At 72.0% G+C, this 24393-nt stretch carries 17 protein-coding genes, 1 tRNA gene and 2 pseudogenes; 3 read left to right on the forward strand and 17 right to left on the reverse strand.

Annotated features, from left to right (window positions below; all coding sequences use genetic code 11):
• Positions 1–85: 85 nt before the first annotated feature.
• Complete coding sequence (locus tag ACEXOX_RS18290) at positions 86–1162, reverse strand: methyltransferase domain-containing protein (protein ID WP_406521886.1); 1077 nt, start codon at positions 1160–1162, stop codon at positions 86–88.
• Positions 1163–1236: 74 nt separating this feature from the next.
• Between ACEXOX_RS18290 and ACEXOX_RS18295 the strand changes: the two genes are divergently transcribed.
• The gene (locus ACEXOX_RS18295; protein WP_031004512.1) at positions 1237–1641 is read left to right on the forward strand and encodes a globin; all 405 of its coding nucleotides are present in this window, start codon (positions 1237–1239) and stop codon (positions 1639–1641) included.
• Positions 1642–1767: 126 nt separating this feature from the next.
• Here the strand turns inward: ACEXOX_RS18295 and ACEXOX_RS18300 are convergent, their stop codons facing one another.
• From ACEXOX_RS18300 to ACEXOX_RS18330, 7 genes and pseudogenes are all read right to left on the reverse strand, one after another.
• A complete protein-coding gene (locus tag ACEXOX_RS18300) occupies positions 1768–2589 on the reverse strand; it encodes a hypothetical protein (RefSeq protein WP_406521888.1) in 822 nt (273 codons plus the stop codon).
• Positions 2586–3029: an acyl-CoA thioesterase gene (locus ACEXOX_RS18305; protein WP_406521889.1), complete on the reverse strand. Its 444-nt coding sequence runs from the start codon at positions 3027–3029 to the stop codon at positions 2586–2588. The genes ACEXOX_RS18300 and ACEXOX_RS18305 overlap by 4 nt, the downstream gene beginning before the upstream one ends.
• A 5-nt stretch (positions 3030–3034) precedes the next feature.
• A complete protein-coding gene (gene ettA, locus ACEXOX_RS18310; protein WP_406521890.1) occupies positions 3035–4699 on the reverse strand; it encodes an energy-dependent translational throttle protein EttA in 1665 nt (554 codons plus the stop codon).
• A gap of 477 nt (positions 4700–5176) precedes the next feature.
• A pseudogene (locus ACEXOX_RS18315) lies at positions 5177–6591 on the reverse strand (LAETG motif-containing sortase-dependent surface protein).
• A 416-nt stretch (positions 6592–7007) separates the two neighbouring features.
• Complete coding sequence (locus tag ACEXOX_RS18320; RefSeq protein ID WP_406521892.1) at positions 7008–7565, reverse strand: single-stranded DNA-binding protein; 558 nt, start codon at positions 7563–7565, stop codon at positions 7008–7010.
• Between the two features lie 280 nt (positions 7566–7845).
• A complete protein-coding gene (locus ACEXOX_RS18325) occupies positions 7846–10179 on the reverse strand; it encodes a GTPase (RefSeq protein ID WP_406521893.1) in 2334 nt (777 codons plus the stop codon).
• A gap of 287 nt (positions 10180–10466) precedes the next feature.
• On the reverse strand, positions 10467–12197 hold the full coding sequence (locus ACEXOX_RS18330; protein WP_406521895.1) for a dynamin family protein: 1731 nt from the start codon (positions 12195–12197) through the stop codon (positions 10467–10469).
• Positions 12198–12511: 314 nt separating this feature from the next.
• Here ACEXOX_RS18330 and ACEXOX_RS18335 point away from each other — a divergent pair.
• Positions 12512–12587: transfer RNA gene (locus ACEXOX_RS18335), tRNA-Arg, on the forward strand.
• Positions 12588–12765: 178 nt separating this feature from the next.
• On the opposite strand, the gene ACEXOX_RS18340 is transcribed toward ACEXOX_RS18335, so the two are convergent.
• The gene (locus ACEXOX_RS18340; RefSeq protein ID WP_406521897.1) at positions 12766–13368 is read right to left on the reverse strand and encodes a DUF1707 domain-containing protein; all 603 of its coding nucleotides are present in this window, start codon (positions 13366–13368) and stop codon (positions 12766–12768) included.
• Between the two features lie 468 nt (positions 13369–13836).
• Between ACEXOX_RS18340 and ACEXOX_RS18345 the strand changes: the two genes are divergently transcribed.
• The gene (locus ACEXOX_RS18345) at positions 13837–15075 is read left to right on the forward strand and encodes an acyltransferase (RefSeq protein WP_406521899.1); all 1239 of its coding nucleotides are present in this window, start codon (positions 13837–13839) and stop codon (positions 15073–15075) included.
• 220 nt (positions 15076–15295) lie between these two features.
• Here ACEXOX_RS18345 and ACEXOX_RS18350 read toward each other — a convergent pair whose 3' ends face one another.
• The 8 genes and pseudogenes from ACEXOX_RS18350 to ACEXOX_RS18385 form a co-directional block, all read right to left on the reverse strand.
• Positions 15296–15505, reverse strand: a complete 210-nt coding sequence (locus ACEXOX_RS18350; RefSeq protein WP_030018958.1) for an MbtH family protein — start codon at positions 15503–15505, stop codon at positions 15296–15298.
• Between the two features lie 300 nt (positions 15506–15805).
• The gene (locus tag ACEXOX_RS18355; RefSeq protein WP_406521901.1) at positions 15806–18565 is read right to left on the reverse strand and encodes an FtsX-like permease family protein; all 2760 of its coding nucleotides are present in this window, start codon (positions 18563–18565) and stop codon (positions 15806–15808) included.
• On the reverse strand, positions 18562–19284 hold the full coding sequence (locus ACEXOX_RS18360; protein WP_406521903.1) for an ABC transporter ATP-binding protein: 723 nt from the start codon (positions 19282–19284) through the stop codon (positions 18562–18564). Before ACEXOX_RS18360 ends, ACEXOX_RS18355 begins: the two co-directional genes overlap by 4 nt.
• Positions 19285–19652: 368 nt before the next feature.
• Positions 19653–20276, reverse strand: coding sequence for an ATP/GTP-binding protein (locus ACEXOX_RS18365; protein ID WP_030018955.1), 624 nt, complete (start codon positions 20274–20276; stop codon positions 19653–19655).
• Positions 20257–20618, reverse strand: a pseudogene (locus tag ACEXOX_RS18370) (DUF742 domain-containing protein). The gene ACEXOX_RS18365 and the pseudogene ACEXOX_RS18370 overlap by 20 nt, the downstream one beginning before the upstream one ends.
• A 73-nt stretch (positions 20619–20691) precedes the next feature.
• Entirely contained in the window at positions 20692–21099 is a 408-nt protein-coding gene (locus tag ACEXOX_RS18375) for a roadblock/LC7 domain-containing protein (protein ID WP_030018953.1), read from the reverse strand.
• 2 nt (positions 21100–21101) lie between these two features.
• Positions 21102–23237: a sensor histidine kinase gene (locus ACEXOX_RS18380; protein ID WP_406521904.1), complete on the reverse strand. Its 2136-nt coding sequence runs from the start codon at positions 23235–23237 to the stop codon at positions 21102–21104.
• 425 nt (positions 23238–23662) lie between these two features.
• Positions 23663–24187 (reverse strand): DUF4288 domain-containing protein, encoded by a 525-nt coding sequence (locus ACEXOX_RS18385; protein WP_406521906.1) that lies wholly within the window; start codon positions 24185–24187, stop codon positions 23663–23665.
• Between the last annotated feature and the right edge of the window lie 206 nt (positions 24188–24393).

The following is a 24393-nucleotide window of genomic DNA, read 5'->3' on the forward strand; positions in this document are numbered from 1 at the left end:
GGCAGACGCGCCGGCTTCAGTGCACACACTGTGGCCGGCGCTTTCCGCTGTCCGGCACCGCTCTCGCATGAGGCGGAGCAGCCTCCTAGCTTCCAGGCCCGGGCAACGGCCACCGATAAGGTCCCTCAGCAGAATCGAGCCACGCGTACTGACAGGCCCCCTGGACGGTGACGCCGAAGCGTTCGCGTCGGGGGTGGTTCTGGTGGTGCCACAGGGTGTGGGCCTCGTTCGGGGTGAGGGTGTTGGCGGTGAGGGTGCGGAGGAAGTGGAAGCGGTCGTCGCGCAGGGCTTCTCGGGGGAGGGCGTGGTGGGGGTTTTGGTGATGTTCGCCGGATTCGGTGGGTGGGTCGGGGCGCTCGGAGGGGTCCGGGTGGGGCGGCTGGGCGGTGGGGTCGGGGCGGGCTCGCAGGGGGACGAAGTAGGCGGGGGTGGGGAGGAAGCGGCCCTCCGCCCGTACGGCCTCGGGGTCCGTCACGCGGAGGGTGATCAGGCCGGTCGCCAGCGGGGCCAGGATCAGGGCTCCGGGAGTGCACTGGGTGATCCAGGCGGGCGGTACGGACGGGAGCGCGCAGGTGGCGATGATCCGGTCGTACGGTGCGCGTTCCGGGCAGCCCCGGGCGCCGTCGCCGGTCACCACGGCGGGCCGGTACCCCGCGGCGGCCAGCCGGTCGCGGGCCGGGCCGGTGATCTCCTCGTCCAGGTCGACGGTGGTCACGTGCTCCGCGCCCAGCCGGTGGGAGAGCAGGGCGGCGTTGTAACCGGTGCCCGTGCCGATCTCCAGGACGCGGCAGCGGCCGCCTTGCGCCTCCGCCTCCTCGACCCGGAGGTCTTCCAGCATCATCGCCATCAGCGACGGCTGGCTGCTGGTGGACACCAGCTCGCCGTCCCGCATGTACGTCGCCAGCGCCATGTCGGTGTAGACGTCTTCCAGCCAACGTGCCCGTCGCCCGGGGTCGGGATCGGAGCCTGAGAGCCGCTGGTAGCCGCGGGGTGTGGCCACGAAGTGGTACGGGACGAAGAGGTGCCGCGGGACCTCCTCGAAGGCGGCCCGCCAGCGCGGGTCGCCGAGCCGGCCGGCCGCTCTGATCTGCCGGATCAGCTCGGCGCGGGCCGCGGCCGTCGGCTCGTGGTCCGGCTCCGGACCGGTTGGTGTACCGCTCATGTCTCCACTGTCCTACGTCGTGGGTCCTCGGCCGAGCAGTCCGGCTCCGCCGCGTCGTCTGACACCATGGACGGGTGAACAAGATTCCGCGCGGCACGCTTCAGGAACAGACTTTTTACGAGCAGGTCGGTGGCGAGCCGACGTTCCGCCGCCTGGTGCACCGTTTCTACCAGGGGGTGGCCGAGGACCCGCTGCTGCGGCCGATGTACCCGGAGGAGGACCTGGGCCCGGCCGAGGAGCGGCTCGCGCTCTTCCTCATGCAGTACTGGGGCGGCCCCCGTACGTACAGCGACGGCCGCGGCCACCCGCGGCTGCGGATGCGGCACGCGCCCTTCACCGTGGACCGCGCCGCCCACGACGCCTGGCTCAAGCACATGCGGGACGCGGTGGACTCCCTGGAGCTGTCCCCCGAGCACGAGACGCAGTTGTGGAACTACCTGACGTATGCGGCGGCGTCGATGATCAATACGGCTGAGTGAGGCGTCGGCGGCCAGGCCGCCGCCGGGGCGGGGTGAAAGATCGCCGTCGGGACGGGGTGTGGGGCGTGACGCCCGGCGCTGACGTGTTTTCCGGGCGGACGTCTCACACGGATGTCACCGGGAGCGTCAAGCGGGTGTCACCGAGAGCGCCGGCAGTCCGCCCGTACGGACCGCGACCGAGCCGTAGGGAGTGCGCAGCCGCAGCCAGCCGCCCGCGGTCAGCAGGGTGAGCGTGGGCGGTTCCGCCAGTGCGGCTCCGGCTCCCGCGGAACCGGCGCCGGAACCCGAACCATGGCCACCGCCCGCGAGTCCGTGGACGCCGGCGGCCTGCGCTTCGGCCCGGGCGGGGCGCAGGAAGCCCAGGGACTGGGCGGCGTGCGCGGCGCGCAGCGGCAGGTGGGTGTCGCCCAGCGTCCGGGACCAGATCTCGCGGCCGATGCGGTCGCGCTCGGCACGGGTACGGCGTTCCGGTGTGAGCGCCTCGTCCCGGGCCCGGAACTCGGCGACGGCCAGGGCCACGGTCCGGCCGAGCGCCTGCGGCGAGGGCAGTCCCGGCACCTGCTGCCAGCCGCCCCGCGGCGGCAGGACGCCGGCCCAGGGCGGGCCGGTGACCGCGGCGGGCAGCGTCAGGCTGTCCGCCGCCTCGTCAATGCCTTCGAGCAGGTCACCGGCAGAGACGGTGAGGTCGAGACCGGCGGCGGGAGCGGTTCCCGTACCGGTCTGCGGGCTCGTACCGGTCCGCGGACCGGTGCCGGAGGGCACGGCCGGTGCCAGGCGTGCCGTACGGATCGCCAGCACCTCGAACGACGGCGGGCGCCCGAACACGGCGAGCACCCCGCCGCCCGCCTGCAACCGCACCGCGGCGGCACGGTCGTAGTGGATCAGCCGGGCCAGGAAGGCGGCGAGGTCCGCCGCCTCCCCGGCATCGGCCAGGCGCAACGCCGTCATGCGGCGACGGCCCCCTCCTGCTGCTGGGCGCCGTCCGCGTCGTCCAGGTACTCCTTGAGGAAGGACTTCTCCTCGGCGGTGATACGGCGGGGCCGCTCCGCGCCGAAGTCGTACGGGACGACGACGGTCGAGGCGCGGACGTACACCGTGTCCTCGTCCTTGATCTCGTAGGCGATCGTCATCGACGCGGCGCCTATCTTCGTCACCCAGGACTCGACGGTCACCGGCGCGTGCCGGTGGACCAGCGGCCGTACGTAGTCGATCTCGTGGCGGGCCACGACGGACCCGCCGGAGAAGGACGTGCTGCCCTCGCCCGGCGCCAGCCGCCACATGAAGTCGATCCGCGCCTCTTCCAGGTAGCGGACGAAGACCGCGTTGTTGACATGGCCAAAAGCGTCCATGTCGGACCAGCGCAGCGGGCAGGAATACAGGTGTCGCACGCGGCTCAGCCCCGGGTGAGCTTCTTGTACGTGGCGCGGTGCGGACGGGCCGCGTCCGGGCCGAGGCGCTCGACCTTGTTCTTCTCGTACGAGTCGAAGTTGCCCTCGAACCAGAACCACTTGGAGTTGCCCTCGTACGCCAGGATGTGCGTGGCGACGCGGTCCAGGAACCAGCGGTCGTGGGAGACGACCACGGCGCAGCCGGGGAACTCCAGCAGCGCGTTCTCCAGCGAGGACAGGGTCTCGACGTCGAGGTCGTTGGTCGGCTCGTCGAGGAGCAGCAGGTTGCCGCCCTGCTTGAGGGTGAGCGCCAGGTTCAGGCGGTTGCGCTCACCGCCGGAGAGCACGCCGGCCGGCTTCTGCTGGTCCGGGCCCTTGAAGCCGAACGCCGAGACGTAGGCGCGGGACGGCATCTCGACCTGGCCGACGTTGATGTAGTCCAGCTCGTCGGAGACGACGGCCCACAGCGTCTTCTTGGGGTCGATGTTGGCGCGGTTCTGGTCGACGTAGGAGATCTTGACCGTGTCGCCGACCTTGATCTGGCCGGAGTCCGGCTCCTCCAGGCCCTGGATCATCTTGAACAGCGTGGTCTTGCCGGCGCCGTTCGGGCCGATGACGCCGACGATGCCGTTGCGCGGGAGGGTGAACGACAGGTCGTCGATGAGGACCTTGTCACCGAACGCCTTGCTGAGGTTCTCGACCTCGACGACGATGTTGCCCAGCCGCGGGCCCGGCGGGATCTGGATCTCCTCGAAGTCCAGCTTCCGGGTCTTCTCCGCCTCGGCCGCCATCTCCTCGTAACGGGACAGACGCGACTTGGACTTGGCCTGACGGCCCTTGGCGTTGGAGCGGACCCACTCCAGCTCTTCCTTCAGACGCTTCGCGCGCTTGGCGTCCTTCTGGCCCTCGACCTTCAGGCGGGTCTGCTTCTTGTCGAGGTAGGTGGAGTAGTTGCCCTCGTACGGGTGCGCGCGGCCGCGGTCGAGCTCCAGGATCCACTCGGCGACGTTGTCGAGGAAGTACCGGTCGTGGGTGACGGCGACGACGGTGCCGGCGTACTGGGCGAGGTGCTGCTCCAGCCACTGCACGGACTCGGCGTCCAGGTGGTTGGTGGGCTCGTCGAGGAGCAGCAGGTCGGGGGCCTCCAGCAGCAGCTTGCACAGCGCGACGCGGCGCTTCTCACCACCGGAGAGGTTGGTGACCGACCAGTCGCCGGGCGGGCAGCCCAGCGCGTCCATGGCCTGCTCCAGCTGGGTGTCGAGGTCCCAGGCGTTGGCGTGGTCCAGGTCCTCCTGGAGCTTGCCCATCTCCTCCAGCAGCGCGTCGCTGTAGTCGGTCGCCATCAGCTCGGCGACCTCGTTGAAGCGCTTGAGCTTGTCCATGGTCTCGCGGGCGCCGTCCTGGACGTTCTCCAGGACCGTCTTGGTCTCGTCCAGCGGCGGCTCCTGGAGGAGCATGCCGACGGAGAAGCCCGGGGACAGGAACGCGTCACCGTTCGACGGCTGCTCAAGACCGGCCATGATCTTCAGCACCGTCGACTTGCCGGCGCCGTTGGGGCCCACGACACCGATCTTCGCGCCAGGCAGGAAGTTCAGCGTCACGTCGTCAAGAATGACCTTGTCGCCGTGCGCCTTACGCGCCTTGCGCATCGTGTAGATGTACTCAGCCAAGAGAAACCGTCCGGCAGTCTGGATCTGTCATGGTCAATGCGGCTCCGCCGCGTGGGCCGATGAGCGGCTCCGCCGCGCGAGGGCAGATACACCCCATCTTGCCGTACGGCCAGCCCGCGATGGAAACGAGTACCTCGCAGAGCGGTGCTTCGGGGTGGTGATTCGGGGTGAGGGGTCGGGGTGGTGGGCCGGGCGACGGGCCTTTGCTACCGGTTTCTGAGCCTTTGCCCCCGGACGGGAACGCCGCCGCCCTCCGTGGCCGAGGAGCGGTTTCGCTCGGGCACGGAGGGCGGTGGGTGGTGCGCGTACGGTCACGGGCGGCCGAGGCCGGGGCGTGTCTCGTCACGCCGGGTCCCGGGGAGCTTCCACACCCCGGTTCCCGGGTGTCGCCGATGCCTCGGTCACGGGAGGGCACCCCGTACCTCGGTTACGGAGGAACGTCCGTACCTCGATCTCGGGGTGATGCCCGTATCTCGGTTACGGGGTGACGCCCGCCTTCTTCTTGCGGAGGAAGAAGACCGCGCCGCCGCCGACGACGACCAGCGCGACCGCGACGCCCGCGATCACCGGGGTGGCGCTGCTGGAGCCGGTCTCGGCGAGGTCGCCGCCCGCGCCGCCGGTGTCGCCGCCGGTGCTGCCGGCGCTGGTGCCGCCGGCCGAGGCCGGGCTGGGCTGCGAGGAGGGCTTGCCGGGAGTGGCACCGGCGGTCTTGCAGTCGAGGACGCCGGTGAAGGTCTTCTTGAAGCCGCCCTCACCCGCGATCGTGATCTCGTACGCCTGGTCCTCGCCGACCGGGACGGTGACCGTCTCGGACTTGCCCGGCGCGATCACGTGCTCCTTGCCGGACAGCTGGAACTTGAACGGCGCGTCGCCCTTGTTGGTGGCGGTGACGTCCACGCCGCCCTTGGAGCAGTTCTTCTCCGCGGTGACGGCCGGGGCCGCGCCCTGCTTCTTCCAGGAGGCGGTGGCGGTCGCGGTGGCGGTGGACTCGCTGGAGCCGGCCAGGATCATGGTCTGGCTCTTGACGCGGCCGACGCTGCCGGTGAAGGCGCGGCCGACCGAGACCTTCGTGGCGGCCTGCGCGGTCAGCGAGGTGGCGCCGTCCTCGCGCCGGCGGGCACGTCGAAGAAGAGCTGGGTGCCGTTGACCGCCTTGGTGACGGGCTTGCCGTCGGCGCCGACCACCTTGACGCCGGCGGGGGTACCGGCGGCCGGGGAGACGGTCACGCTGCCGGCGTTGGTGCGGACCGTGACCGGGCCGAGCTTGCTGCCGGACTTGCCGGAGACGGCCGGCGAGTCCAGCTTCAGCGACGCCTCGGGCTCGCTGAGGCTCTTCGCGTTCTTCTCCAGGTAGTCGGCGAGCTTCCCGGCCGCGGGGTCGACGGCGTCGACCTTCACGTGGTCGGAGAAGCGCCAGATCGCGACCTGGGTACCGGCGGCAGCGGTCTTCTCGCTCAGGCTCCCGGCACCGGCCTTCTGCGCGAGCGAGGCCAGGTCGTTGACCTGCGGGTAGGAGTTCTGCAGGATCCAGCGGATCTTGCCGGCGTCCTGGTTGTCGTGCAGCGACGAGGCGCTCCAGGGCACCTCCTTGTACTTCGCCATCTGCTGCGTCGGCGTGCCGATGTCGATGCAGTACGTCTGGAGGGTGCCGCCGTTGTCGACCTTCATCTCGAAGAGCCCGGCGCCGATCCGCTGGTCGTGACCGTCGGCGTGGAGGACGGCCTGGCCGTAGGTCTTCAGACCGTCGAGCGTGGCACTGGCGCCGCCGTGGACCGGCGCCGCTTCGTCAGCCGCGGCGGGACCCGCGGTGGCTATCGCGCCCGCCGCGACGAGACCCGACGCCAGGACCGCGGCGGCGAGGCGGGCTGCGCCCCGCCTCTTCACTGAAATCATGAATTTCCCCTCTGGGCGAGGCGGGATCGATAGGGGAGTTGCCTCGCCGGAATGAACCCGAAGAACTCAACAGCCGAATACATCAGCCCCCGTGAGTACTCGTGAGTACCCGACGGATCCTAGAGAGCGGGCGGAACACGATCCCCCGCAATACCGTCCTATAAGCGATCCGAATCACAATCGTTACCGACTGCACCCCACTTGACCTGGCAATATCGACAAATCACCGGGACGTTCCGGGCACTGATCGCTTCTCCGGCGTAAGGCGCATCGAGGGTGCGGAGAAGGTTCGGGAGACGGGCGGGAGAGAGCCGGGAGAGCGTCGGGAGAGGATTGGGCGGGGCAGCCTCGGAGGCTGCCGCCGGCCGGTGCCGGCGAGGCTCCACCGGAAGGTTCGGAACCACTCGGGTGAGGTGTCAGGCCGAGGCAATACCGCCCTCCTCCCGAGTGGGCGCCGGGGGCGGCGACGACCAGTCAGGTTCTGTGGCCGGTGCGGCGGCTGGAGGGGCCGGAGAGGGCGAAAGGGGCGGAGGGGCTGCCGCCTCGGTGGGTTCTTCCCCGCCGCCCGGCCGTCCGTCCGGGGGCGTCGGATCCGTACCCGTCCGGTTGATCCGCCGGAAGGCCGAGGTGCCGCGCGACAGGTCGTGCCCGACGGCCACGGCGTCCACCTCGACCGACACCCGCCGCTGTCCGCCCTTCTCCTCGGGCAGTTCCCGGTCCCACACCCGCATGCGGCCGTGCACGACCAGGGGCTCGCCGCGCGAGACGGAGGCGGCGACGTGGTCCGCCAGCGTCCGCCACGCGCGGACGGTGTAGAAGCTCGTGTCCCCGTCGACCCAGCATCCGCGCTCCTTGTCCCAGCGCCGCGCGGACGTCGCCAGACGGAACCGCGCCGCCGAAGCGCCTGTCGTGGTCAGCCGGTGCTCCACCGCCGTCGCGGCGTTCCCCACCAGCGTCACCATCGTTTCGTACATTGCCGTCGCCTCCCCCGTCATGGGCCCCGGGCGGGCCCTGCGGCCCGGTCCCGGGCCTGCGTGGAACCCATGCTGCACGGATTCGCCGGAGCCTGCCGGGGCCTGTGCGCTACCGCGGAGTTGTGGACAACTCCGTCACTCCGGCGGGGGATCATCATGTCGGCGGGCCCCAGCACCCCGCCCCCTCACAGCTCCGAAGCCGCGCAGCTGCGAAGCCGACAACCCCGCTGCCCCGCTGTCTCCCAGTCCCGCTGTCTCCCGATCCCGCTGCCTCACCGCCTCACAACCCCGCCGCCACCGCGTACTGCTCCCGCACCTCCCGATAGCGCAGCAGTTCGGCGGCGACCGGCTCCAGCACCGCGGCGCGGCCGCAGCCCGCCGCCGCCGTACGCAGCCGGCGTTCCGCTTCCTGGCCGTACCGACGGGCCGCACCGCGCCCCGACACTCCGCACACCCACGACAGAACCGGGCCGCCCGTCGTCCCGATGACCGTCACCAGCAGCGCGGACAGCCACTCCCCCGCATCCGCCGCGCCCACCACCACGGCCAGCAGCCACAACACCCCGGTCACCAGCAACACCGTCAGCAGCCCCTGCGTCACGGCGGCCACCGACCACCACCGCGGCCGCACCAGCGGCCCGGCGCGCAAGGTCCCTTCCGAGACCGCCGCCGCCCGGTCCAGCGCCTCCGGCAGTCCCTCGGCGCCCCGGAACGCCGCCTCGCGCACCGCCTGCGCCCAAGGCGCCGGCAGCCCTTCCGACGCCTCCCCCGCCACGGCCCGTACGGCCTGCTCGACCAACGGCCGCGCCGTCGCCCGCCCGTCCACCGGCACCCAGCCGCTCACGGTGCCGTACTCGTCCTCGCCGTCCACATCACCGGCTGCGTCCGCTTCCGTGTACGGGTCCGGGCACGCGTCCCGATGCCACAGCCTGGACCGTCCCGTACGACCCGGGCTCGTCCGCCCGGACCGCCCGCGCGCCGCCCCCGACCGCCGTCTGCGCAGCCGCAGGCGCAGCCACGGCGTGCCGCAGGCCCGCTCCCCGTGGCGCAGCCAGTCGCGTTCCGCCGCACTGCCCATGGCCCCGGCGCCGACCGCCTCGGCGAGCCAGTCCTCGAACTCCTCCCGGGCCGCTTCCGTCAGCCCGTACCGTCCGTCCGCCACGTACACCGGCCACAGCCGCCCCGCCGCCGCGTCCACGTCGGCGGTCAACCGCCGGTCCGCCGCGCCGCGCTCCGCGACGAACTGGCGGAGGGCCTCCCTCAGGTCCCCGACGCCCTCTCCGGTGGCCGCCGACAGCGCCAGTACGGCGGCGCCCGGTTCGCCGTGCTCGCCGAGGGCCAGGCCGTCCTCGTCGAGCAGCCGCCGCAGATCGTCGACCACCTGTACGGCGGCGTCCCCCGGCAGCCGGTCCACCTGGTTGAGGACGACGAACATGACCTCGGCATGGCCCGCCAGCGGCCGCAGATACCTTTCGTGCAGCACCGCGTCCGCGTACTTCTCCGGGTCGACCACCCAGATCACCGCGTCCACCAGCCCCAGCATCCGGTCGACCTGCTCACGGTGCCCGGCCGCGGCCGAGTCGTGGTCGGGCAGGTCCAGGAGGACGAGGCCGGGCAGCGTGGCCGAACCGGCGGCCGGCGCGTGTCTGCGGCGTACCGGTACTCCGAGCCGGTCCAGCAGGCCGTGCGCGCCCGGCTGCCCGCCGGACCACACGCAGGCCACCGGCTCCGAGGTCGTCGGCCGGCGCGCCCCCACGTCCGAGTGGTCCGCCCCCACCAGCGCGTTGAACAGGGACGACTTCCCGCTGCCGGTGGCCCCCGCGACAGCGATGACGGTGTGTTCCCCGGACAGCCGGTAGCGCTCGTCCGCCGCGCCGAGCACCCGTCCCGCCTCGGCCAGCGTCGCCCCGTCCAGGCGCGTCCGGGACAGCCCGACGAGCTCCCGGAGAGCGTCGAGGCGGGGCCGCAGCCGCTGGGCGGGGGTCGGTCGGGTTCTGGGGGCTCCAGAGGTTCTGGGAGTTCCAGGGGGTCTGAGGGTCCCTGGTCTGCCTGGGGCTACGTGGTCGTCGCGGTCTTCGGGGGTTTCTGGGCCTTCGGGGGCACTGCGCTCTCTGCGCTGTCTGATGCCACCGGTGCCTCTGACAGCTCTGCTTCCTCTGGTTCCTCTGGGCTCCCTGGGGGTCCGGGGGTCGGGGGCGCACTCCTTCGCCTCCTGGGCGCGGCCGCGCCGGCCCCGCGGCTCCTGTACGGGTTCCGCGGGTTCCTGGAGTACGGCCAGTACGGCTTCGAGTTCGCTGTCGCCCTCGTCCTCCCACTCCTGCCAGTCGCGCTGCTGGTGCCACTCGTCCCCGTCGTCCGGCCACGCGTCCCCGTCCGGATGGGAACTCCGGTCCCGGTCTTCCCACTCCAGCCACTCGGGCCACTCACGCCACTCGGGCTGTCGGCCTTCGCGTGGCTCCGCCGCCGCTTCCCGTGCGCGGGCGTGTCGCCGCCCGGTGGCGGGCTTCGCGTCGGCACCGTCCTTCGCGCGGCGGGCGATCAGCCCGTCGTTCCAGGAGGTGCGCGCCTCGGCCTGGTCGGGGGCCGGCCGGACAGCTGCCGCGTCCGGGGGCATCGGGCTTTCCGGGGCCGCCGGGCCTCCCGGGGTTTCCGGGGCCACCGGGTCTGCCAGGGGTCCCGGAACTTCCGCATCATCCGAAACATCCGGGTCTGTCTTCGGGGACGCCACGGAGGCCGCCCCTACGGCCGTCGCCGTCTCGATGGGCATGGCCGTCTCGGTGGCCATCGGCGAACCCCCCGCCATCTCCGGCCGCGCTCCGGCGTCCCCATCCGCATACCCGCCGCCCACATCCCCGTCCCCGTCCCCACCCACATCCCCATCCATACGCCCCACACGAGCAGTCACCGCGTCACCTTCTCCTTCTGCAATAGAGACAGCGCGGCGATCAGCGCGGCCTGGTGGTCCGGCCGTACGCCCAGCGATTCCAGCGGCGTCAGACGCCGCTCCCGTTCGCCGTCCAGCGCGCGCCGGAGGTACGTGTCGAGCAGTCGGCCGCCCCGGTCTCGCAGCCGTACCGCGGCCTGTGCGCCCAGCAAGTCGGCGAGGGCTTCGCCTGCTGTACGGGCCCGGCGTCCGCCCAGCAAGGTGGTGGCCAGCAGCGCCGCGGCCTCCTCCGGGTCGGCGGCGGACTTCGCGCGCTCCCCGGCCCGTGCCCTGCGCGCCGCGCGCCCGCCTCGTGGCGCGCGCGCTTCCCGTACGCCTTCCTCCGCCAGTTCCTCCAAACAGCGCCGCCAGCGCCGTACGAGCACACCCAGGCGGGCTGCCGAGGCCGCGGCGTCCGCCACCTCCGCCAGGGCCGCGTCCGCCGCCGCGGGGTCCCGGCGCCACGCCTCGGCGGCCCGCTCGTCGGCTTCTTCCACCGCGCAGCGCAGCAGGGAGGTCAGTCCGTGGGTCAGGGCGTCCAGCAGTTCGTCGGGGCGGCCGCCGAGTTCGTGGTCGCGCCAGTGGGCGCGGGCGTCGCCGGACAGCACCTCGCCCTGTTCGACCTCGCGCCGTACCCGGGCCGCGGCCTCCTCGTACGCCTGCTCCACCTGGTCGGCCAGCCGCAGCGTGGCGGCGTGCTGGGAGGCGGAGGCTCCGGCGAGGGCCGGCATACGGGAGTGCAGCGAGGCCAGGACCCCGGCGGTGGTACGGGCGGCCGCCGCGTTCCGGACCACGGGGTCCTGTGCGTGCCGCTCCAGCCAGCGCCGCAGCGCCGCCACCGCCGTGGCGGGCAGCAGCCCGCTGCCGCCGCCCGCCGACTCGGGCAGCTCGGGGATGGTGAAGCGGGGCACGTCTCCGAGCCCGGCGCGGGTCAGCAGAGCGGCGTACCGCGCCGAGATGTCGGTGGCGATCTGGTGCGGCACCCGGTCCAGCACGGTGACGAGGGTGACGTCGTACTCCTTGGCCGTACGCAGCAGGTGCCACGGCACCGCGTCCGCGTACCGGGCGGCGGTGGTGACCAGTACCCATACGTCGGCCGCGCAGATCAGCTCGGCGGCCAGCTCCCGGTTGCGCGCGACGAGCGAGTCGATGTCGGGGGCGTCCAGGAGGGCCAGACCGCTGGGCAGGGCCGGGTCCGTCTCGATGCGCAGGGGCGCCATGCCCGCCGCGCTCGCCGGCGCGCCGCCGCCCTCCTCCCCGTCCTCACCTTCGTAGGTGTACTCGCACTCGCGTTCACACGCGTCGTCGTACGCGTCGAGTCCCTCGGGGCCGTCCTGCTCGGGCACCCAGACGCGGGTGAACTGCGGCAGTACGCGCCGTCCCGCGAACCAGTGATGATCGTCGGGGTGGCACACGAGCACCGGCGTACGTGTCGTGGGCCGCAGTACGCCCGCCTCGCTGACGCGCCGGCCCACCAGGGAATTGACGAGCGTGGACTTGCCGGCGCCGGTGGATCCGCCGACGACCGCGAGCAGCGGGGCCTGAGGAGCGCGTAGCCGGGGCATCACATAGTCGTCGAGCTGGTCCAGCAACTCGGACCGGGTACGCCGGGCGCGGGCGGCGCCGGGCAGTGGCAGCGGGAAGCGCGCGGCGTCGACGCGGTCGCGCAGCGCGGACAGGACGTCAAGGAGACGGGGTTGTACATCCAAGGTTGCCACTCGTGCAGAATGCCCAATTTTGGCAGGTTTTTGAAGCGTATAGCCATCTGTGCGTGCCGCGTAAACCCGTACAGATCGGGATCAGCGACGCATGGGGCAGACGCGATCAGAGGGGCTCAGGCATAACGAGTGCACAACACCCGACGCGTGAGGCGCCAAAAACGGTGCAGAATTCGTACCTGCCTGCGATTATCGGGACCGCTTCACCGAACCTCCACAACGTGCCACGGAGGTGAAGCAACCGGGACGAGGCACACGGAGCCCTATCCTTGTCGGCGGCCCGTGTGATCCACGCCCACCACCTGGCCCCCGTAGCTCAGTGGATAGAGCAGGTGCCTTCTAAGCACTTGGCCGCAGGTTCGAGTCCTGCCGGGGGCGCCACATCGCTCGCCGTCGAGGCCGCCCGGGCGTGGCGAGTGCCGTACGGGCGTGACAGTCGCCGTCCGGGGCGATGACCGCCGTACGAGCGTGACCGGCCGCCGTACTGGCGCGATGACTGCTGTACGGGCGCGACAGGCCGCCGGCGCGGCGTGCAGGCTGCCGCCGTACGGGCGCGCGGCTACTTCGCCCGTTCGCGCTTCAGCTGACGGCGCTCACGGGCGTTGGGATGACGGACGACCACGCCGGCCATGCCGACGGCCCCGGTGAGCCGGATGAGCGGCGTGTCCGGGAGCCGCTCGGGGGTGGTCTCGTCCCTGAGGGCGCCGAGGCCCGTCGCGACGCCGTCGCAGTTCGCGGCCCACCCCTCGGGGATGACGACCGTGACACCCGCCATCTCTCCGTACGCCTCCACCTCAACCTCGGGGAGTCGGCACTCGGTACGGGTGAAGTCGAGCCGGACGCCGCCCATACCGCCGTGCGCGGTGATGTGCACAGGCACCTCCCAGCGCCCCGTACGGGACACGCCGTGGATGCCGCCCTTGAGGACCAGCGCCTCGCCCGGGTCCGCCGTGGGGCCGGCCTGCGGCAGGTCGGCGGTGAGCGGCGCGAGGTCGGCGAACGTCTTGGCGGTCAGCGCCCGTTCCAGCCGGTCCTCCAGTTCCGCGAGGTCGATCCGGCCCTCGCCCGCCGCCTCCCTCAGCTGTTCCACCACGGCCTCCCGGTCGGCGTGGGAGGCGCGCAGTTCGCCCCAGGAGGCGGATTCCGGAGTCTTGGCGGTCATGAGCCGATGATACGAACATTGCGAACAACAGCGGGCCCTGCCCGGGGAGTAGGGGAGACGGACCAGCCACCGGGCCCGCCCCGCAGGGTGCTGTCCCCCTGGGCCGCGGTGAGGTTTGCCCCACCCTGATACGGGTTCTGTCCCGACTGCTTTCGCAGGCTCCTCGCACCAGCATGGAAGGCGATCGCCCCATCACCTTCAAGACGGACCCTCGGCAGGCCCGTGGCACGCCCATGCGCCGACCGTGTGCGAGAAGAGGAAAGCTGCCATGCGGAAAGCCTCCATACGGGAAGCCTGCATACGGAAAGCCGCGGTACGGGATGCGTGCATACGAAAGGCCGCGGTACGGGAAGCCTGTATACGGAAGGCCGCGGTACAGGATGCCTGCATACGGAAGGCCGCGGTACGAGAAGCCGCTGTACGGGAAGTTGCCATGCCGCGCGCCGCGGACAGCGCGGGTTCCGGAGCATGAGCCTGGACGAGCGGTCCCGCTCGCACACACCGCTGCCGGGCGCGGCCGGCCGCCTCCCGGTCGTCCAGCGCGACCGGGCCGTCGACGGGCTGCGGGCGCTGGCCCTGCTGGCCGTACCGACCGGCCACTGGCTCGTCGGCGGCTTGGTCCGCGACCCCGACAGCTCGCTGCACAACGCCAGCCCGCTCTCCACCTTCGCGCCGCTCGCGCCGATCACCTGGGTGCTCCAGATGCTCGGCATCTTCTTCCTCGTCGGCGGCTACGCCTCCGTGCAGTCCTACCGGCGCGCCACCGCGCGGGGCACGACACCGGGCGACTGGCTGCGCGGCCGGCTGACCCGGTTGCTACGGCCCGCCGTCGGCGTCACCGCCGTGTGGGCCGTGCTCGCTGCCGCCCTGTACGCGGCCGGCGTCCCCCTCACGACGCTGCACACGGCCGCGACGCTGGTCGTCCAGCCCCTGTGGTTCGTGGGCGTGTACGCGGCGGTGACGGCGCTGACGCCGTACTGCATGGCAGCCTCACGGAGGCTCGGCGGCTGGGCGGCGGCCCCCTTGGCGGCGGTCGTCGCTGCCGTGGACTTCCTGCGCTACGGCCCGTACGCCGACTCGATCCCGTACTGGGCCACGCTGATCAGCCTGATCCCGGGCTGGCTCTTCGGCTACCAACTGGGCGTCTCCTGGGGCGAGAAACGGCTCGGCAGGCGCGGCGCCCGGCTGCTGCTCGTCGGCGGCGCCGTCCTCTTCGCGGTACTGCTTCTCGTCTTCCACTACCCGGCGAGCATGGTCGGCGTCCCCGGCCAGGACCGTACGAACTCCCACCCGCCGTCCCTGCTGGTGATCGCCCTGGCCGCGGCGCAGTCGGGCGCGGCGATCCTGCTCCGCGACCGGATCACGGCCCTGCTGCGGCGGCCCGCGCTGTGGGCTCCGGTGACGGCCGTCAACCGGTCCGCGATGACGATCCTGTGCTGGCACCAGACGGCCATGCTGGCCGTCGCCGTACCGGCCTCGTTCGTCGGTACGACGGTGGAGGGACTGACCACCGCGCCGGACTTCGCCGCCTGGATGGCGACCCGGCTGCCGTGGCTGCCGCTCTTCGCCGTCGTACTCGTCCTCGTCGCCCGGCCGGCGCGGCGACTGGAGATGCCGTGGGCGGGGATCCCCCGGGGGCCGCGGGTGTGTGCCGGGGTGCTGGCGGTGGGATTCGCGGCGTTCGCGCTGCGGTTGACGGGGGTGTGACGGTGACGACGGGGGTGTGACGGTGACGCCGGCGGCGTGCTGGGGACGATGGCGAGGTCACGGTGATGACGGTGGCGAAGCCACGGAGATGAAACCGCGGAGATGACGGCGGTGCGACGGCAAGGCGGGGGGCATCCCGAGTGCCGTCGGAAAACGAAGAGCACCCGTTCCGGGACCGGAACGGGTGCTTTCGCATGAGGCAGGACGGGAGGCGAAAGGTTCAGTCGGCCATGGCCTCCGCCAGGCTGCGCGGCCGCATGTCGGTCCAGTGCTCCTCGACGTAGTCCAGGCACGCCTGCCGGCCCTCCGGACCGAACACGCTCTGCCAGCCGGCCGGGATCTCCGCGAACGAGGGCCACAGCGAGTGCTGGTTCTCGTCGTTCGTCAGGACGTGGTACTGCGCCTCCGGGTCTTCGAAGGGGTTCGTCATGCGAGTGGCCTCTCGGTGAGGGAGTTACCAGTGGAGAATTGGATTATGCGTGAGGTTGCGTCGACGCCGTAGTACGGGGTCGGGAATAGCCGGATTTGTGGCGGTTCCGAGCGGTTCAGGGAGGATGTCACGGTGGGGTGGGGCGGGGTGCGCCCCGGGCGCGAGGTCGGTCGGTAACCGTGTCCGTCATGGAAAAGCGCGAGGGCTGCGGTGCCAGTACGGCCCGTAGCCCTCGCGCTCGTTTTCCGGATAATCGATTATCGGCTCCCGACCGAACCTCGCGGCCGTTCCTCGCGCCCCTCAGCGTCCTCCGGGACCCGCCGGGTGACGCTTGCGGAGCGCGGGCCGCATCGGCAGTAGCGTGCCCGCCGCGACCGTCACCGCCACCACCGCCACGATCGTCCCGGCCTGCGCGGGCGGCAGGTACGGCAGCGTCCCGGCCAGCGGCAGGCTCAGCGCGATCAGCGGCACCAGCGCGACCACCGTGCCGACCACCAGGCCCGCCAACCCCACGACGGCCGCCTCGATGCGCAGCATCCGCCGGATCTGACGCCGCCCCGCGCCCACGAGGCGCAGCAGCTGAATCTCCGGCCGACGGCCGATCATGATGAGGGTGAGGGTGCTGAGTACGGCGATGACGGTGAAGCCGCCGATCACACTCACCGCGACCACGGTGATCACTTCTCCGACGCCCCGGTCCACGGCCTGCCGCTGCTCCCCCGCCGGGTCCGGCGTGACCCGCGCGCCTGTCGCGGAGCCAGCCAGCACCCGCCGCACGGCGGCCTGTGTCCGATCGCCCGGGGAGTCGAGGCTGAGCAGGACGCGGGAGTGCAGGGGTGCGGACATGTGGGGCGCCAGTTCCTCGGGGGCGAAGAGGAAGTCGCCGAGGGCGAGCGAGCGTTCGTAGATGGCCGCCACGCGCAGGGAAACGTTTGCCCCGTCGCCGTACCGCAGCGTGACGGCGGACCCGATGCCGAGCCCCAGCGACCGCGCCCGGTCCTTGCCCACCGCGACCGTGCCACGGCCCAGCTTCGCCGTATCGCCCTCGACCACACCCGGATCCAGTACGCGCGGCAGCGCCGCGGGGCTGACCGCCAGGACCGGCAGCCGGTCCAGCCGCGGCTCGCCGAGTTCCTTGCGCGCCAGGACGACCGTGCTGTGCAGCACGCCCGATGCGGCCGCCACTCCTGGTACCCGCCCGATCCGGCCGACCGTCTCCTGCGTCAGGCCCGGGCCGTCCGTGGTGACCGCCAGATCGGCGTGCACCGCGTCCTCGCCCTGCCGGCCGCCCTGCCGGTCCAGCGTCGCGCCGCCCGACATCTGGACCACGACGAAGGCCACCATCAGCACGATCGGCGTGATCGCGGCACCCAGCCGACGCGAGTTGGCCTGTGCGGCGGCGGCAGCCAAGTAGCCGCCCACACCGCCGAACCGCCGTGCGGGCGCGCCGAGCACCTGTAGGGCGCCGCGGGCGATCCAGGGGCCGAGCAGCGCGCACCCGATCACCAGCGTTATCGCCGCGGTGCTCGCGGCCATCGCGGCCACCTCGCCGAACTGGAGCACCGCCGTACCGGCCGACATCACGCCGAGGGACAGCATCACCAGGCCGGTCACGGTACGGCCGCGGCCCGGCCGCTCCGGCTCGCCCCGCGCCTCGCCCATCGCCTGCGCGGGACTCACCCTGGCCGTGCGCCGGCAGGCCAGGGTGCCGGCGATCCACGCGACGAGGACGGTCAGCCCGGCGGTCAGCAGGGGTGCCGCGTACAGCCACCAGGGGGTGGGCAGTTCGAGGCCGGCGGGTACGGCGTCGCGGCTGCGCAGCAGGCTCAGCAGGAGCCCGAAGACCGGTACCGCACCGATCGCGCCGGTCACGGCGGCGACGACGGCGACCGTACGGACCTCCCGGCTCACCGTCGCGCGCAACTGCCCCGGCGTGGCGCCGACCGCGCGCAGCAACGCCATCTCGCGGGCACGCTGATGCACGGCCTGCGCGACCGTACCGGCCACCACGAGTACGGCGATCATCACGACGAGAGCACAGACCGACACCAGCAGTCGCAGCAGGCCCCAGCGGCTGGGAGCCGCTTCGAGGAACTCCGGTTCCCCGCGGCTGTCGCCGGTCAGCACCGTCAGCGCGGTGTCGTCCTCCTCGTAACGCTGCCCGGCGGTGACACTGCGGGCCGGATCGGCGCCGCCCAGCGCCGCGCGCACCCCGGCGTGGACCTGCTCGTCGCTCACCCCGGGTTCGGCGAGTACACCGATGGCATCGGCACTTTCGGGGTGCCCCGCCAGTTGCCGCGCGCGCTGGTCGGTGAAGAAGACAGCGCCCTGGTGTCCCAGGCCGGTGCGGTCGCCCTGTCCCTCGGGGGCCGCGATGCCGCAGACCTCGTACGTCGCGGGGTCGCCGAGGGACTGCACGGTGATCTCGTCACCCACGCGTACGCCCGCGCGGTCGGCCAGGTCGCCGTCGAGGACCACCTGCCGGGGGCCGGCGGGGGCGCGCCCTTCGCGCAGTGTGAAGGGCGCGAGGGCGGCGGCTTGCCAGGGATGTCCGTAGATGGGGTTGGAGGGGGAAACGGGGGCAGAGGTGGAGCTGGTGTTGGGAGTGGAGGTGGGGGTGTTGGTGGCGGTGCTGGTGTGCGTGGCGATGCGTGTGGCGGCGGGGCTCGCGGACATGGCGACCGGGAAGGCATCGTCCGCGACGGCGGCCCGTACGCCCGGCACGGCCGCGATCCTGGGCAGCACCGAACGCGGCACCCGCACCCGTTCCGTCAGCTCCGCCGAAGCCGATTGGATCTCGCCGCCCAGGGTCTCCACCGTGTAGCGGGTGGTCTGGTCGCCGGTGACGACCGCCGCGGCGCCCGCATAGCGTTCCACCCGCGCGTGGCCGGTCACCGCGGACAGCGTGGCCAGCGCGAAACCGCCGAGTACCAGAGAAGTGAGCACCAGTACCGCGAACACCGCGGCCCACGCCTTGCGGTGCAGCTTCAGCGAGCGGGCAGCGAGGAAACGGGCGGTACTGCGGGGGCGTACGGAATGGTCGTGAGGCGCGTAGGTCATGACCTCGCGCCTCCGCCCAGCCGCTTCATCGTCTGGGCGACGCCGTCGGGTCGCGGCTGGTCCAGTACGCCGACGACGCGCCCGGCGTCGATGAAGAGCGCCCGGTCCGTCCAGGAGGCGGCGACCGGGTCATGGGTGACCATCACGACCGTGTGCCCCGCGCGGTCCACCGCGTCCCGCAACAGGGTCAGTACGTCGATGGCGGTGACCGGGTCGAGGGCGCCGGTCGGCTCGTCCGCGAAGATCACCGCGGGGTCGGTGACCAGCGCGCGGGCGATGGCCACCCGCTGCTGCTGCCCGCCGGAGAGCAGCAGCGGAGAGTCGTCGGCCCGGTCCGCCAGTCCCACCGAGTCCAGGACGCGCAGCGCTCGCGCCCGTACATCCGCGCTGCCCGGCTCCTCGCCGCCCAGCAGCAGGGGCAGTGCGGCGTTCTCGACGACCGAGAGCGAAGGCACCAGATTGAGCGACTGGAAGACGAAACCGACGCGTTCGCGGCGGAGCCGGGTGAGGGCGGCTTCGTCGATCCGGGACAGGTCGGTGCCGTCGATACGTACGGTCCCCGAGGTCGGCCGGTCCAGGCCGGCGGCGCACTGGAGGAACGTCGTCTTGCCGGAGCCGGAACGTCCCATCACGGCCACGAAGCTGCCCCGGGCGACCGTGACGCTGACGTCGTCCAGGGCGGCTACGGTCCTGACTCCGCGCCGGTAACTGCGGGTCACGGATTCCAGCGTCAACGCGGCGCCGTCGTTGCCGCGCGCGTGGAGCGGCTCCGCGTCCCTCGTCGCTCTGCCGCTGCCTCGCGGGCGAAGCCTGATCATTCCGTAACCCCTCCGGCCTTGCGCTTGCTCGCCGATGTTTCGGCTGCTCAGACGCTATGGGCGGAGCGTGGCGATCACGAGGGGGTCCGCACCCCACTTGAGGGGGGACTCAGCGACACCATGCGGGTGGGGGCAACGGCACCGGGTGGCCCGGCGAACGGCGACGAACGGCCACCACACACGAACGCTGACCGTTCAGGTCTCAGCCCCGAACGGTCAGCGCACGAACATCGGTACTCGGTGTTCAACTAGCCGACGACATCAGTCGATCAAGCCCCGGCCAGCGAGTGCAGGTACCGCATCAGCGTCATCAGTACGTCGCGGCTGGAGGTACGCAGCCGGGCGTCGCAGTCGATGATCGGCACCTCGGCCGGCAGATCGAGGGCGCCCCGGATCTCCTCGACGGCATGGACGGGGGCGTCCGGGAAGGAGTTGATGGCGACCACGAAGGGGACGCCGCGCTCCTCCAGGCGGCCGATGACGTCGAAGCTGACCTCCAGGCGACGGGTGTCGATGAGGACCACCGCCCCCAGCGCGCCGTCGAACAGCCCGTTCCACAGGAACCAGAAGCGCTGCTGGCCCGGCGTGCCGAACAGGTACAGCACCAGTTCGTCGTTGAGGCTGATGCGGCCGAAGTCCATCGCCACGGTCGTCGAGGTCTTGCGCTCGACACCGACGATGTCGTCCACGCCGACACCGGCCTGCGTCATCGTTTCTTCAGTGGTCAGCGGGCGGATCTCGCTCACCGATCCCACCAGGGTCGTCTTGCCGACCCCGAAACCGCCCACGATCACGACCTTGACCGCGGCGGCGGCCGTCTCGGGCAGTTCGTCCTCGCTCCGCGGCCCCTGAGCGGGGCGCTCGACGAGCGTTTCAGAGCTTTTGAAGTCCATGGATCACCGCCTCAATAAGGGCACGGTCGGGAAGTTGGGCGGGGGTACGGGCGCGCGTGCCACCACCCGCCCGTCGGCCAGCAGGTCACCGAGCAGGACGGTGACCACACTGATCGGCAACTGCATGTAGGCGGAGAGCTCCGCCACGGACAGCGGGGAATGGCACAGCCGCATGATCGACGCCTGCTCCGGCTGCATTCCCGGCTTCGGTCCGGCCTTCGACACGATCAGCGTGACCAGGTCGAGGGAGGTGGTGTGGCCGGAGGCGCCGCTGCGCCCACCGGTGATCACGTAGAGCCGCTCGGGGCTCTGCTCCTCCCAGTCCTGGTCCGCTCCGCTCATGCCGTGTCCCCGCTTCGCCCCGCCGTACCCCCGCGCGGCCGACGCCGCCGGCCGATCCGCCTGCTGCGCCCGCTCATGCGTCCTGTCCGTCGTGGCGCGGTGGGCTGCTGAGGTGCTCGCCGATACGGGCCACCAGGTCCCGCATCCGCTGCCCTATCAGCCCGGCGTCCACACCCTCATCGGCCAGGACGGCGAGGTACGCGCCGGCGCCCGCCGCCATCAAGTAGAAGAAGCCACCGTCCAGTTCGATCACGACCATGCGCATCCGGCCGTCGCTGTGCGGGAACTCCGCGGACACCGCGCCCGCCAGACTCTGCAGTCCGGCACAGGCCGCCGCCAGTCGGTCGGCGGTATCGGTCTCCGTACCGTACTGGGCCATGCGCAGGCCGTCCGAGGACAGCACGACCACGTGACGGGTCTGCGGAACGCTCTCCGCGAGATCCTTGAGCATCCAGTCCATGTTGGGCCGGTGCTGAATCATGGCTACTCACTCTTTTCCGACGACTCGTCACTCTTCTCACTGGCTGCACTTGCGGCACTGACTGAAGTCCCCGTTCCGGCGGCCGGGTCCGGGTGACCGGTCCAGCCGGCATTCGGCCCGGGACGCTCGGTGGCTCCGTCCCACGGGCCCGGCTGACCGTGCTGGTCTTGGCCCGGCCGGTTGTACTGGCCGTGCTGGTCCTGGCCGTACGGGCCGTGGTCGTACTGGCCGTGGTCGTACTGGCCGTGGTCGTACTGGCCGTGGTCGTTCCGGCTGTGGTCGTTCCGGCTGTGGTCTTGCCGGCCGCCGCCCGGCTGGCCGTACTGGCCGTGGTCCTGCCGGCCGTACTGCTCGTGGCTCTGCCGGCCGTACTGGTCGCCGTTCGGCTGGTGCTGGGTGTGAGGCTGGGCCTGGGTTTGGTCCTGGGCGGTTGCCGAAGCCGGTGCCGGCGCCGGGGCCTGCTGGCCTCGGGCCGACTGCGACTGCGACTGCGACTGCGACTGCCCCGACGCTCCCGACCCGCTCTCGCCGGACAGTCCGCTCTGGAACGCGGCGAGCCACATACCAGGCTGCACCGGCGCGGCCTCCTCCGTACCGGCGGCGGGAGAGGCGGGCGCGGGCGCCGCGTGGGCGCCGGGCGCCGCTGGGGGTACGGGCGCGGTGGCGCGGGACTTGCGGCGTCGCTGCGGGAGTCCGTTGGCGGTCCGCTCGGTCACGAGAGGGAGGTCATCCTGGGTCTCCTCCCGGACATCGTCCCGGAATTGCGGAGGTGCTGCCGCGGCGGCAGGCGCGGGCACGGACGGTGCGACCGGCGCGGCCGGAGCCGGGTGCCGGGCGGGGGCCGGAGCGGGGGCAGGCTGCGGGGCGGGGGTCGCCGCGGCGTGCCGGGGACCGGCGGCCTGCGGTGCCGCGTTCACCTCGCGGCGCTCCGTACGGGCCGTACGCGGGCCCGAGGACGCGCCGATGCCGTGCGCCCGGCCGGTCGCCGCGGCGGTGGTGATCAGGTCCTGCGGAACGATCAGCACCGCGCGGACACCGCCGTACGCGGAAGGCCGCAGCGACACATGGAAGTTGTACGCCTGCGCGAGCCGGCCGACCACGGCGAGACCCAGTCGCGGGGTCTCCCCCAGGTCGTTGACGTCGATGCCCTGCTGCGCCTGCTGGAGCATCCGCTCGGCACGCGCGCGGGCCTCCTCGCTCATGCTGACGCCGCCGTCCTCGATCTCCACGGCGATACCGGACTGCACCTCCACGGCGGTCAGGTGCACCCGGGTCTGCGGCGGGGAGTAGCGGGTGGCGTTGTCGAGCAGTTCGGCGAGCGCGTGGATCAGCGGCTCGACGGCGGTGCCGACGACCGCGACCTCCGACACGGAGTGCAATTCGACGCGCTGATAATCGATTATTCGCGACATCGCGCCGCGCAACACGCTGAACAGCGGGACGGCACGGCTCCACTGGCGGCCCGGACGTGCGCCACCGAGAACGGCGATGGAGTCGGCGAGACGGCCGATCAGCGCCGTACCGTGGTCCAGGCGCAGGAGGTCGCCGAAGACCTCCGGGGACTGACCGTGCCGGTCCTCCATGTCCCGGAGTTCCTGCGCCTGTTGGTGGACGATCGCCTGCACGCGGCGGGCGATGTTCACGAAGGCGCGCTGCGCGGACTCGCGCAGATCCTCCTCGGCGACGACCGCGTCGAGGACGGAGCGCAGCACCGCTTGGTGCGCCGCGGTGAACTCGGGCGTCAGTCCCGACTCCCGTCCCTGCCGCGTCACCTCCTCGGTGATCGCCGCGTGCACGTCCTCGGGGAACTCGCCCCGGCCGAGCCGGGCCACGACCTCGGGCAGCAGCTCCTCGGCCAGCCGTACGGTCTCGGCCTCCTGCCGGTCCAGCGCGGCCTGCTGCGCCGCGGCCTGCGCGCGGAGCGCGGCGAGCGCCTGGCCGCGGCGGGTGACCTCGGCGGTGACCAGCGCGACCGCCACGGTGGCGACCGCGCCGATCCACACCACGGGCGTGGTCGCCTGCGGGGGGACCGTCACCGCGGCGACGGCCGCGGCCACGGCGGTCGCCGCGGCGGGCAGTATCCACGCGAGAACCGAGGCAGGACGCGGCCCCTCGGGCGACGATCCTTCTCGAACCATCTGCACCCTAAAACCCTCAAAACATCGACAGATCACAGGACGTCTAGCGGGCCCCAGCTCCCCGTTCGGCGCCGCCACAGAGGTACCTGCGGTAACTACCTTCATACACTGGGCCGGTAGTAGCATAACCGCCTTTGATCAAGCCCTGACGCCAGGTCACTCCTGCGCCCTCACAGGCGGATCCGCGCACTCCGCCGGGGTGGTCAGGGACGGAGCGCGGGCCGGAGCACGTGGATGAAGAAACGGTTGACTTGAGCCGGATCGCCCGTGGATCCAAGGTGAATGGGCTCCGGCCGTCAGCGATGATCCGTTACCCGTGAGACGTCGGCGCCGTCCGTCAAACGTCCGCGTCCGGTCGTCGGGCGTCCACGTCCGGTCTGGCTCGTCGAGCGTCCGTACCCGCGTCCGCGTCCGGTCCGGTCCGGTCAGAGTTCCTCGCCCGACAGCAGCGGTTCGAAGCGTTCGTAGGCCGCGTAGTCGCGGAAGTGCCGTGCGTACAGGTCGGCGTCCTGTGTCAGGTCCTCGTCCAGCGCCGCGCTCACGTCCACCACACACTTGAAGCACCAGGACACGGTCTCACCCCGGTCATTGAGGTAGTTCGTCTCCCGGGAGCGGGCTCGCCGTTCGGCCCGGCGCCGCGCGTCCGCCTCGTCCGCCGCGTGCACGAGCAGCACGCTCTCCTCGTACAGCGGATCGCCGCCACCCCCGTCCGGCGCTCCCCCACCGCTCTCGCCCGGCGCTCCGCCGCCGCCCTTGCCCGGCGATTCCATGAGGACGATCGCGATGTACGGCCTGGGACCGCCGACCGGAACCTCTCGCTCTCCGCCGGTTGCCACGGCGTACGCACCTTCCTCGGCGATCGACCGGGCGTGCGCCACGGCCCAGCGGCGTTGCGGGACCGAACCCGTCCGCACCCGTTCGGCCGGCTGGAAGGCCTTCGCGTTCAGCATGGGAGCCGGCTTTCCGGAACCGGCACTTTATCGATCATGAGCGCCAACCGGTTCGGCATGATCGTTCCTCCAGGGTGAACAGTGACTCACCGCGACCGGCCTCGCAGCCGGCGCAATCATCTTCACCCGTTTCGGGGGTTACCGCACGTCGACGGCTTCCGGCGGGGGACGGACGGGAAGCGGACCCGCCGTCTCCGCATACGGCT

The sequence above is a fragment of the Streptomyces sp. Ac-502 genome (assembly GCF_045222935.1).
Taxonomy (GTDB): domain Bacteria; phylum Actinomycetota; class Actinomycetes; order Streptomycetales; family Streptomycetaceae; genus Streptomyces; species Streptomyces monomycini.